The sequence below is a fragment of the Citrobacter sp. Cpo012 genome (assembly GCF_030333015.1).
In the GTDB taxonomy this organism is placed as follows: Bacteria; Pseudomonadota; Gammaproteobacteria; order Enterobacterales; family Enterobacteriaceae; genus Citrobacter; species Citrobacter portucalensis.
On record NZ_JAOWGR010000030.1, the window covers coordinates 302,671 to 313,581 of the forward strand.

Annotated in this window: 13 protein-coding genes and 1 riboswitch; all 13 genes read right to left on the reverse strand. The window is 53.6% G+C overall.

Annotated features, from left to right (window positions below):
• Positions 1 to 8: 8 nt before the first annotated feature.
• Positions 9 to 794, reverse strand: coding sequence for a cobalt-precorrin-6A reductase (locus OGX90_RS03750; protein ID WP_008785136.1), 786 nt, complete (start codon positions 792 to 794; stop codon positions 9 to 11).
• Positions 791 to 1,516, reverse strand: coding sequence for a precorrin-3B C(17)-methyltransferase (locus OGX90_RS03755; protein ID WP_003030278.1), 726 nt, complete (start codon positions 1,514 to 1,516; stop codon positions 791 to 793). Before OGX90_RS03755 ends, OGX90_RS03750 begins: the two co-directional genes overlap by 4 nt.
• The gene (gene cbiG / locus OGX90_RS03760) at positions 1,516 to 2,571 is read right to left on the reverse strand and encodes a cobalt-precorrin 5A hydrolase (protein ID WP_003834107.1); all 1,056 of its coding nucleotides are present in this window, start codon (positions 2,569 to 2,571) and stop codon (positions 1,516 to 1,518) included. The genes OGX90_RS03755 and cbiG overlap by 1 nt, the downstream gene beginning before the upstream one ends.
• Positions 2,552 to 3,325: a cobalt-precorrin-4 methyltransferase gene (locus tag OGX90_RS03765; RefSeq protein ID WP_003030275.1), complete on the reverse strand. Its 774-nt coding sequence runs from the start codon at positions 3,323 to 3,325 to the stop codon at positions 2,552 to 2,554. The genes cbiG and OGX90_RS03765 overlap by 20 nt, the downstream gene beginning before the upstream one ends.
• The gene (locus OGX90_RS03770; RefSeq protein WP_008785138.1) at positions 3,318 to 3,887 is read right to left on the reverse strand and encodes a decarboxylating cobalt-precorrin-6B (C(15))-methyltransferase; all 570 of its coding nucleotides are present in this window, start codon (positions 3,885 to 3,887) and stop codon (positions 3,318 to 3,320) included. Before OGX90_RS03770 ends, OGX90_RS03765 begins: the two co-directional genes overlap by 8 nt.
• On the reverse strand, positions 3,877 to 4,482 hold the full coding sequence (locus OGX90_RS03775) for a cobalt-precorrin-7 (C(5))-methyltransferase (RefSeq protein ID WP_003834111.1): 606 nt from the start codon (positions 4,480 to 4,482) through the stop codon (positions 3,877 to 3,879). The genes OGX90_RS03770 and OGX90_RS03775 overlap by 11 nt, the downstream gene beginning before the upstream one ends.
• A complete protein-coding gene (cbiD, locus tag OGX90_RS03780; protein ID WP_003030269.1) occupies positions 4,476 to 5,612 on the reverse strand; it encodes a cobalt-precorrin-5B (C(1))-methyltransferase CbiD in 1,137 nt (378 codons plus the stop codon). The genes OGX90_RS03775 and cbiD overlap by 7 nt, the downstream gene beginning before the upstream one ends.
• Positions 5,609 to 6,241, reverse strand: a complete 633-nt coding sequence (locus OGX90_RS03785) for a cobalt-precorrin-8 methylmutase (RefSeq protein ID WP_008785140.1) — start codon at positions 6,239 to 6,241, stop codon at positions 5,609 to 5,611. The genes cbiD and OGX90_RS03785 overlap by 4 nt, the downstream gene beginning before the upstream one ends.
• Before the next feature lie 10 nt (positions 6,242 to 6,251).
• Positions 6,252 to 7,211: an adenosylcobinamide-phosphate synthase CbiB gene (cbiB, locus tag OGX90_RS03790; protein WP_100272192.1), complete on the reverse strand. Its 960-nt coding sequence runs from the start codon at positions 7,209 to 7,211 to the stop codon at positions 6,252 to 6,254.
• Positions 7,208 to 8,587 (reverse strand): cobyrinic acid a,c-diamide synthase CobB, encoded by a 1,380-nt coding sequence (locus OGX90_RS03795; protein WP_100272191.1) that lies wholly within the window; start codon positions 8,585 to 8,587, stop codon positions 7,208 to 7,210. The genes cbiB and OGX90_RS03795 overlap by 4 nt, the downstream gene beginning before the upstream one ends.
• A gap of 88 nt (positions 8,588 to 8,675) precedes the next feature.
• Positions 8,676 to 8,850, reverse strand: a riboswitch (cobalamin riboswitch).
• Positions 8,851 to 9,182: 332 nt separating this feature from the next.
• Positions 9,183 to 10,094 (reverse strand): transcriptional regulator PocR, encoded by a 912-nt coding sequence (gene pocR / locus OGX90_RS03800; protein WP_003834122.1) that lies wholly within the window; start codon positions 10,092 to 10,094, stop codon positions 9,183 to 9,185.
• Between the two features lie 213 nt (positions 10,095 to 10,307).
• The gene (gene tnpA / locus OGX90_RS03805) at positions 10,308 to 10,766 is read right to left on the reverse strand and encodes an IS200/IS605 family transposase (RefSeq protein ID WP_057069660.1); all 459 of its coding nucleotides are present in this window, start codon (positions 10,764 to 10,766) and stop codon (positions 10,308 to 10,310) included.
• A partial coding sequence (locus OGX90_RS03810) for a hypothetical protein (RefSeq protein WP_234662442.1) occupies positions 10,723 to 10,911 on the reverse strand: 189 nt, incomplete at its 5' end. The genes OGX90_RS03810 and tnpA, both read right to left, overlap by 44 nt.

A 10,911-nucleotide genomic window follows, 5' to 3' on the forward strand; every position in this document is an offset into this window, starting at 1 on the left:
CAAACTCCTTAAGCAGTGGCCAGCCAGCGCGTTAAACGCGCCCCAAAGGCGGCCTGACTTTCCAGTAACTCTTCTCCCGTCACCAACGGTGCCGGACGTGTAATCACGATGCAGGGGATTCCGGCATCCAGACAGGGTTGAACCTTTTCCTGATAACCACCTTCAGCGCCAGATGCTTTGGTGATCACCACATCAGCCTGGCACTGGCGATAAAACGCAGCGTTGAACTCGGCGCTAAACGGTCCGCACAGTGCGAAGATTTCACCGACGCCAAATCCCAGATCCGCGCATTGCTGAATGACCTCAGGAACAGGCAGAACGCGCGCCAGCAGCGTTTTTTCAGGCAACCCTTCGCGCCAGATAGCCAGATCTTTACTGCCGGTCGTCAGCAGCACACGATCGCCGAAGCGTCGCGCCAACTCACAGGCTTGCTGAATGCTTTGTACGGTATACAGGTGCGGGTGAGTTAAACCACTCAACTGCTCAGGACGCTGGTAGCGGCTCAGCAGTACGCCCGCCGCTTCGCAGGCGCTCATGATGTTGCGGCTCACCACCTCGGCGTACGGATGCGAGGCATCGATCACCCAGCGCGTCCGATTTTCCTGTAGCCAGGCAATCATTTGTTCGCGCTCCAGACGCCCGCAGCGCACCTGGCCTTTGATGTCTCCCGCCAGTTGTTTCCCTGTTGGGGTTGCAACTGACAGGGTGTAGGCCACGTTTGCCGCATCCAGTTGCTGGCACAGCATGCGCGCATCGCTCGTACCGCCCATGACCAGCACATCACCGTAATTCACAGCACATAACCTCGTGGCGTGATCATCAGGCCGTCCTGAACATAGGTTGTTTTGTTACCCACGATCACAAGGCTGGTCATATCAACCGGTTCGAAATCCATTTCACCGAGCGTGGTTAACCATTTTTCCTGCTTTTTACGTCCGGCAGACTTCACAATACCAACCGGCGTTTGTGCGCTTTTGCTGGCGGAAAGCAGCTCAAATGCGCGCGCCAGATGACCTTCGCGACCCCGACTGCGCGGGTTGTAGAAACAGATAACAAAGTCTGCCTCACCGGCAGCAACGATGCGTTTTTCGATAACCGGCCATGGCGTTAACAGATCGCTTAAGCTGATGTGGCAGAAGTCGTGCATCAGCGGCGCACCCAGCAAAGAGGCCGCGGCAATACTAGCGGTCATGCCAGGTATTAGCCTGACCTCAACATCCAGCTTTTGCTTGCTGACCAGTTCGAGCACCAGCCCGGCCATACCGTAAATCCCCGCGTCACCGCTACTGATCAGCGCCACGTTGTGACCCGCCTGTGCCAGTTCGATCGCTGCCTGGCAGCGTTCAATCTCTTTGCACATTCCGGTTTTGATCACCTGCTTGTCACCCGTGAACGCTTTTACCAGATGGGTGTAGGTTTTATAGCCAACGATGATTTCCGCTGCCTGCAGTGCTTCAACGGCTTCCATGGTCATCATTGCCTGCGAGCCAGGGCCAATTCCAATTACGCTTAACATCAGTGTGAAACTCCCAAAGTGATAGTGACGCCCTGTTCTCGCAGGGTCTCGCCTAACAGTTTTCCGTGGCTCAACAGCCAGGCTGCAGGACCGGAAACGCTTCCTGTACCCACCGTTTTGCGAACAAACGATGAGGCTGGAAAACGGTGCTCATGCTCACGCAGCGCGTCAGCGGTAAAGGTTTCGAAAGGAACGCGGCAGCACGAAGCCAGTTGGATAAGTCCCTGTTCATCTTTTTTCAGCGTGATGCTGCCAATCGCTTTTAGCGCCAACGGATCGAGCTGTTGGGCTTCGAGCTGCCGGGCAAGCAGCGCGGCCAGCAGAGGGAACGGCGTATCACGGCGACAGCCGATTCCGGCTACAACGCGCTGTGGCACCAACTTCCAGTGCGGAACAGGCAGGTCAGGTAAATTGGTGCGTAAGGTGATGCACACCAACGCATCCAGTTCAGGGAGCTGGTTGAGATCGGTAACCGTGATAAATCCGCGCCGGTCGCAATGGCTGACATCCTGCGTCAGTTCGTCATCCCACCACAAACCAACCCGCTTATTGCTGACCAGCATCTGGTTCACGATCTTCACCGCCGAACGGAAATCACTCATCCGGGCATTCAGTTGAAATGCCAGCGTATCCAGTGCCGCCATATCGTTCACATCCGTCGCGGTAGTGATAACCGGGTCAGCGCCCAACATGCCCGCCAGATAACGCGCCAACGCATTGGCACCGCCCGCGTGACCGGAGAGCAGGCTGATGACATGCTGGGCACGTTCATCAATGACCACCACCGCCGGATCGCAAAACTTGTCGTTGACCAGCGGGGCCAGTACGCGCACCGCAATACCGGTCGCACCGATAAAAATCAGCGCCGAGTAATTCGTAAACGCTTCGCGGGCGGTATTCGCAAAGCCGTTTTCAAAGGGAATAAACCCCTCCTCCAGCAGCTTTTCACTGGTAAAACAGGTAACCGGCAGCATGGCTGCCAGACGTTTCGCCAGCACAACGCCGCCAGGAGTCAGGCAAAAAAGCGCAATTGACTCAGGCTTTACGGTATTCATGGCTAAAGTCCGCCGCATAGAGTTTGGAGTAGTGATACTCCGAGCCCAGGAAATTACCGACCAGAATAAGGGCCGTTTTACGGATGCCCGCATCGCGAACCTTGTCGCCAATATCCGCCAGGGTCCCGCGCACGGTCTGGCTTTCCGGCCAAGTTGCTTTATAGATCACCGCCACGGGCGTGGTCGCCGGATAGCCGCCTTCAATAAGACGCTCGGCCACCCGATGAATACGCTGGACGGAAAGATAAATCGCCATTGATGTCTGATGGCTGGCAAAAGACTCCAGCTGTTCACGCTCTGGTACCGGGGTGCGGCCTTCCAGGCGCGTAATGATCAGGCTCTGTGAAACTTCGGGCACGGTATACTCAACGCCCAGCTCCGCCGCCGCGCCGAGGAACGCGCTGACGCCGGGGACCACCTGCCAGTCAATCCCGCGTTTGGTCAGCTCCTCACCCTGCTCGCGTACGGAACCGTACAACGAGACATCGCCGGTTTGCAGGCGCACAACGGTCTTGCCCGCTTTCACTCCGGCTTCCATCAGATCAAGGATCTGCTCCAGATGCAGTTCGGCACTGTCGTGACATTCAGCACCGGCAGGGCAATACTCCAGCAATTCAGTGTTAATCAGCGATCCGGCGTAGATAACAACCTGCGCCTGCTGCAGCAACCGGTAACCTTTGAGGGTAATCAGCTCGCGATCGCCAGGACCTGCGCCAACAAACCACACGCTACGGGGATCAAAAATCTCAGACATGGTTTCCTTCCTTCTGACAGGCGATAACAAATACGGGGTTATTCGGTTTAAAATAGTGACCATTGCCAAGCGTGGTAAGCGAGGAAACCTGTAGCTGCAGGCAATCCACTCCCTGTACGCCAAGATGATCCAGATGTGCCAGCGCGGTGTTGAGGTTTTCCTGGAGGATAAACGTCATTACCAGACGCCCTGCGGGATGCAATTGGCGCATCGACCAGTCAATTAGTTCGGTCAGATGGCCGCCGCTGCCGCCCATAAAAATGGCATCGGCTTTTTCAGCGATGGTCATGGGAGCAACGCCGGGAAAAATATCGATATTTGCGCAGGCAAAATGCTGGCGGTTTTCATCCAGCAACCTGAGCGCCGCCGGGTTACGTTCGATGGCCGTTACACGTAATCCGGGATATTGCAACGCGGCTTCTATCGACACGCTGCCGGTTCCGGCACCAATATCAATCAGGTGACTGGCGCGGTGTAATTCAAGTTTTGAGAGGGCAAGTGCGCGTACCGCTTCTTTGGTCATCGGCACTTTCTCTCCACGCAGAAACAGCTCATCTTTCATCAAGGATCACCACTGCATTCATGTCATAGTCAGCGTTAACTTCACGCACAGGCAGGAAATGGATCTGTTCGTTTTCCATCGCCAGGTTTTCGCCAATCACCATCCAGCGATGCCCCTTGCCTCGGGCAATGAGCTGCTGCGCGATTTCACGCGGGCCACACAGCGCATCAGTCACCATCGCCACCTTGTTATGTCGCGCCAGCTCATCAAAACAGACGCTGCGGCCATGGCTACTGGTCAGCCACATATCGTTCATATCAATACCGGACTGCGCGCACAGGTACTGCACCGCACTAATGCCGGGAATAATCCGCACATTCTCAATACCAAAATGCGCCACCATGCGCGTCCCGATGCCGTAAAACAGGGGATCGCCAGACGCCAGTACCACAACATGCTTCTCCTGGTGCGCGCTAATCCAGCTCAGGAGTTCCGGGATATTGGCGCCAAGAGCAAACTGTTCACCGGCAAAATCCGGGAATTGCTGCAAATGCCGCTTTCCACCGACCAGAACATCCGCCGTCGCGACCGCTTCTCGTGCCGCAGGCGTCATCAAATGCAAACCGGCGGGGCCCATCCCTACAACGGTTAACATTGCATCTCCTCAGCAATCTCTGCGACCGGACGATTACTGCCAAGAACCTGATTATCAAAAGAAAACATGATGGCATCGCAGGTCGGGGGATTTTTGGTAAAGCGCAGCGTTTGCAGGACACGCATACAAATGCGCTGAGCCAGATGGTCATAAATATGCTGGAAACCGTACGCGTCGATATGTTCCATCGCCGCTTCGGTGGTATCGCACTCGCTGACCAACGTCAGCAGTTCCAGCGGTGCGCCAAGTAGCGCGAGGTGAGCCACCAGCGTTTCCATGCGGGCATCGGCAATATGGCTATGGGTATGGAAAATCCCCGCCGCGATTTTGACGAGCTTGCCGGGGTGCCCCACCAGTACGATTTGCCGGAACCCCAGACGTACAGCTTCTTCAATCATGTAACCGACAAAGTTGCTCATGGTGACCACAACCTGGGTGTCGATACCCATCTGCTCGCGCACAAAACGCTCGCCGTGGTTTCCCGGCACCAGTACAACACGCTCCAGCCCTGCCGCCCGCTTAATTTCCAGCTCAAGCGACAGTGAACGCTTCCAGCTCTCTTCTGACATCGGCGTGACAATACCCGTGGTGCCGATAATCGAAATGCCGCCAAGAATGCCAAGGCGAGAGTTGTAGGTTTTTTGCGCCCGTTCTTCGCCTTCTGGCGCGAAGATTTCAATCTGCGCCCCACGATTTGGGCCAATCGCTTCGCGGACAGCTGATTCAATGGTCTGGCGAGGTGTACGGTTAATCGCCGAACTGCCCACCGGCAGGCCAATCCCTTTGCGGGTTACCGTACCGACCCCTTCACCGCCCTGTAAGGCAATCACGCCGCTATCGTCTAACGTCACGCGGGCAAAAATCAGCATGCCGTGAGTGGCGTCCACATCATCTCCACCGTCTTTGCGGATGGCCGCTATTGCCTGCTGCCCTTCGATATGCGGTGACTCCACGTTCAGGCACAGCGTCACCCCGGAAGGCGTCACGATGGAAACCTGATGGATGAGGTGTTGGCGCAATACCATCAACGCGGCAACTTTTGCCGCCGCCGTGGCGCACGATCCCGTGGTATATCCTTTACGCAGCGCTTTACCGTTGTGCCACACCGGTGTATCGAAGGCCTCGCTCATCGCGCCCCCTGCATGTGATAAAGCATGGCGTTGACGATAGCGGCGGCGACATTGCTTCCCCCTTTGCGGCCTAACGCTGCAATGGCGGGCAAATTGCTTTGGGTCAGGGCATCTTTCGACTCTTCAGCACCAACGAACCCGACCGGTACACCCACCACACCGCTGACGGCAACATCATGCTCAAGCAGGCGGAACAGCGCAGTCGGCGCGTTGCCAAAGACAAACAGCTTTTCCCCCTCTTCCTTCACCGCAATGTCGACTGCCGCCATGGACCGGGTAATACCCTGCTCTTTTGCCGTACGCACAACCCGCGGGTCGCTGATGTAGCAGCGGCATTCACCGCCGAATTTTGCCAGCAGCGTTTTATTGATCCCGGAAAGCGCCATCGTGGTATCGGTGTAAATCACGCTCGAACGGCTAAGCGCCGCACAAAACTGCTCCAGCACATCACTGGAAAACCACAGAATGTCCAGCCAGTCGAAATCTGCCGTCGTGTGAATAACCCGCTTGATAATGGCTTCATGTAACGGACTGGCAAACTGATAGTCCGGACGGGTTTCACGGATGATCTCGCCAATAATGTCGAAACTTTTGGCTTCAATCGCCTGGGGTTGCTGGATGTATTGCATTATGTTGTCCTCAGGCTACACCGACCCACAGCCACCGCAGCGCAATAAACAGCGCCAGTGCCAGCGTCGATGCCACCCACATCAGTCGAATCGTATGGGAAATGTCGTCTACCGAAATGTCGCGTTGAGCATCACCGATCCACGGTTTCTCAACGCGCTCGCCAAAGTAGTCATTAGGACCACCCAGCCGAATGCCTAATGCCCCGGCTACAGATGCCTCTGACCACGCACAGTTTGGGCTGCTGTGGTTGTAGCGATCGCGCCAGCCAATCTGTAAAGCTCGCGAGCCGTCTTTACGGCATAAAAATGCCGCCACGCCCAGCAGCAGCCAGCTCAGTCTTGCAGGAATAAAGTTCGCGACATCGTCCAGACGCGCGCTGACCATACCAATAGCGCGGTATTTTTCATGTTTGTAACCCACCATGGAGTCAAGGGTGTTTACCGCTTTGTAGGCCATCGCCAGGGGCGCACCGCCGAGGAGGAGAAAGAACAACGGCGCGATAATGCCGTCTACGGTGTTTTCAGCCACGGTTTCCACCACCGCGCGATTGATCTGCTGCGGTTGCAGCTGTGAGGTATCACGCCCCACAATCCATGACAATTTTTCCCGACTCACAGCAAGGTCACCGGCCCGTAGCGGACGTTCGACATCCTGCGCGGCCTTTGCCAGGCAGCGTCCGGCCAGCACGGTAAAGATCATCCATACCTCTACCACCCACCCCAACCAGGGATGAATAGATTCTGCCAGTGCCAGCACGCCCCAGGACACAGCCCAGGTCAGACCAACCACCACAACCCACATCACCGCGCCGCCGATGCGCAGCGCACGGTCGCTATGGCAATAACGCCGAATAACTCGCTGCACGGCAGAAATCAGATTGCCAATCCAGCGCACCGGATGTGGCCAGTTCTGCGGATCGCCGATGATAAAATCAAGCAGCCAGGCAACACACCATGCAAGGATCGTCATAGCGCACTCCTCGCGGCTGCCAGCCAATGGTTAAGCATCTGCGGACGTTGAGCAAAATGAACGTGTAGATAGCTGGCAAAGGTGTTTCCGACCTGCCAGCCGCCGGACCAGGCTTGCAGCGTTTTACCATCGCGCACTTTGCGACAGTTCATCACCGCTGGCGTTTCAGGGGTAAAATCGGAATAGTGGAATTCATGCCCGCGCAGCACTTCGCCTTCTGCAGCTAACAATGTTTGCTGCGCGGCCTGCGCTTCGCAGTAGCCAAATCGGGTCAGACGTTTCCCCATTTTGCTGTGGCCGGGAATGATATCCGCCATCGGCCAGATATCGCCGTTGCTGTCCTCAAGCGAACTGCCGAGATACATCAGCCCGCCGCACTCTGCATAAATCGCGACGCCACGTTGATGAGCCTCTCGCAGTTGATTCAGCATCGAGACATTGCGAGCCAGCGCCGCAGCGTGTAGCTCAGGATATCCGCCACCTAACCAGATCATCTGACAGTCCGGTAAACAGGTGTCGTGCAACGGGCTAAAACGAACAATATTTAGTCCCGTACGTTCCAGCAGCGTAATGTTATCCGGGTAGTAGAAGTTGAAGGCTTCGTCATCGGCAATGGCAACCGTTAGCCCTGCTCCGGCGTCTGCGGCAGGAAGCGCGGGCCATTCGCCAGCAGGAAGATTGGTTGACTGGCTTAATGTCAGAAGCGCGTCGATATCAAGGGTTTGCTCCAGCGTCGCGGCAAAAGCCTGCCACGGTTGCTGATTGATAACCGACTCACGTGCGGTTACTAAACCCAGATGACGTTCGGGAAGGGCAACACCCTCCATACGGGGTACGTAGCCCAAGACGGGTACATCGCAGTATCGTTCGATTGCGACTTTCAGTAACTGGTAATGCGTTTCGCTGTTAACCCGATTAACAATAACCCCGGCGATGTTCAGGGTGGAATCAAAATGCTGAAAACCCATTACCGTGGCGGCGATTGAAGTGGAAACGGCTTTGCCATCAACCAGTAAGATGACCGAACAGCCTAACTGTTTAGCCATCGCGGCGGTGCTGCAGTAGTTTGGGTCGGTACCATAGCCGTCATACAGCCCCATAACACCTTCAATAACGGCGATATCCGCATGTTGCATCTGCTCGTTGAATAGAGCGTTCAGCGTGGGGACGGGAAGCATGAAGCTATCAAGATTGCGGGAAGCGGTACCGCATACCGCTGTATGCCAGCCGGTATCAAGGTAATCAGGACCTACTTTGCAAGGCTGGACGCGCAAACCGCGTTTTTTCAACAAGCTCAACAAGCCCAGCGTCACCGTGGTTTTACCACAGCCGCTTCCGGTACCTGCAAGAACAAATGCGTGAAAATTGGCCGCCATACCCTGATCCTGTTCAGGGTGGTAGGGGTGTAGAGATACCCAGTCTCTCGACTGTATGCATCTGAACCACCCACTTCCCACCGAAGTTGTTGGTAGTCACTGACAGGCAGGTCTTCTGGCTTAGCGTCATCCTCACCCGTCCTTCCCAATCTTGCGATCAGTGGTCCATACGGGGTCGTCAGCATCACAGCAGCGGGGGCTGCGGGGGATTCTCACCCCCTTCCCTACCACAAATGTGGCAAACCTGTCAGTTCAAGAGCCTGGTTAATTAAGCTCTCTGTTATGAGGTAAATTCACGACCTCATGACAATAATTCAATTTAATATCTTTCCGAGTTCATTCAGCCAATTTTCTGGCCTTAACCCACTTATTCATACGTTCACTTTTTGAATGAAAGTATCAGCTAAGAATAAAGAAAGTCATTCACACAGACACTGTATCTCATCACAAAAATAAAAACTGGTGCAGTTTATCCCTCTAATACCATTATTTTGTTGCGCTATGACAATTTATTGACTGCTGTTGTCACATTTCATTTTATAATGACTAACATAGCGCCCTATATCAAAAATCGGCAATAGCAAAATATTGCTATTTAAGCGGATTCACCACGTGAAATGACATTTATTTGCTGGCGAAATGCCTGCGGCGTAACCTGATAGGTCTGGCGGAAAACTTTGCAAAAATAACTTGTTTGCGAAAAGCCTAAATTACGCGCAATGCTGGCTATACTCCAGTCACTGTGACAAAGCAGCTCTTTGGCACTGGCCATTCTTTGCTGGTTTACCCATGCGTTAAAACCAATACCCTGATATTTTTTGAACAATTTGCTGAAATAGTACGGGCTAAGGAAAACATGAGAGGCAACATCCTCCAGACGCAGATCGTCTGATAAATGTGCATCAATATAGCGCAGGGCTTTTTTCATTTTACTGTCATGAGGGTTGGTACTACGGTTAGCGCGTACCGGCTCTGACTGCTGCGGGTTATCTTTGATAACAACAAAATTAAGTTGTTTCTTAAGGCAATTTTCGACGATGAGCTTGAGTAAATCCGCTGAAGCAATGACTCGAGAATAGTCCATTTCAGGTACATTACGGAACTCGTTGACCAGTTCGGGATCGGCTTGCCAGCGGTCATCGACGTTCAGAATATCAACGAGGCCTACATCGTTACTTAAGCGTACTTGTCCACAAAGCACGAACCCTACCAGGTGTCCCGCGATGACCAGCGGAATTGAGAAATCGGTAAGCCCGGCATGGCAGCGATAAATGCAGGGTTGATCGGATTTAGAGGCTTCCAACCCTCCACAGCGGTCGCTCATACGACAACGCGTACTATGCTGAGGATGCTGGCGCATCAACTGGCAAAAAGGAGTGAAATTAAAAAGCTCAGAAATTTCATCACCGTGAATATTGACAACCACAACAGCCAGACTGGTGGCCTGTGCAAAATCCTGTGCGATTTTATTAATGAGTTCTGAGTTCAGGGCACTCGCAGAAATCATGATAAAACCTCTCAGTTAATTTATTGTTATAAATAAAACATATTATTCACACATTCATTTTCATCTCGCGATCCAGCGCTCTGATGAAAGTCAGCATTGAACATAATAAATATCCTCCGGCATAGCCGGAGGTTTTTCTGATGCGCCTATAAGGCTCTGTTACCAGCCGCGCCCTAACAGGCGCATACGATCTGACATTTGCATCAGACTTCGTTACTTACGGCCCGTAAACGGGCTACCCGGATAAGGGATCGATAACTGCTCGCCCATTTTATCCTCTGCAAGCTGGTGCTTTATGTATTCCTGTATCCTTGCCGTGTTCTTACCCACCGTATCTACGTAATACCCACGACACCAGAACTCCCTGTTCCTGTATTTAAACTTCATATCACCAAACTGCTCATACAACATCAGACTGCTTTTACCTTTCAGATAACCCATAAAACCGGATACGCTCATTTTGGGCGGGATTTCCACAAGCATATGGATATGATCTGCACAGCATTCCGCTTCCAGGATCCGCACGTTTTTCCACTCACACAGCTTTCTTAAGATGCTGCCTATCGCCCTACGTTTCTCCCCGTAGAATGCTTGTCTTCGGTATTTGGGCGCAAAAACTATGTGATATTTACAGTTCCATCGGGTGTGCGCTAAGCTCTTTTCGTCCCCCATTGGGACCCCCTTTTGATTTCTTGTTTAACCCTTGCAGTTGCCAGACCGCAAGGTGTTTTAACAAATCAAAAGGGGTTTTAATAACTGGCCCAAAGCTGAAAGCTTTCCGGAACCCCCAGCCTAGCTGGGGGTTTTCTGTGCACAA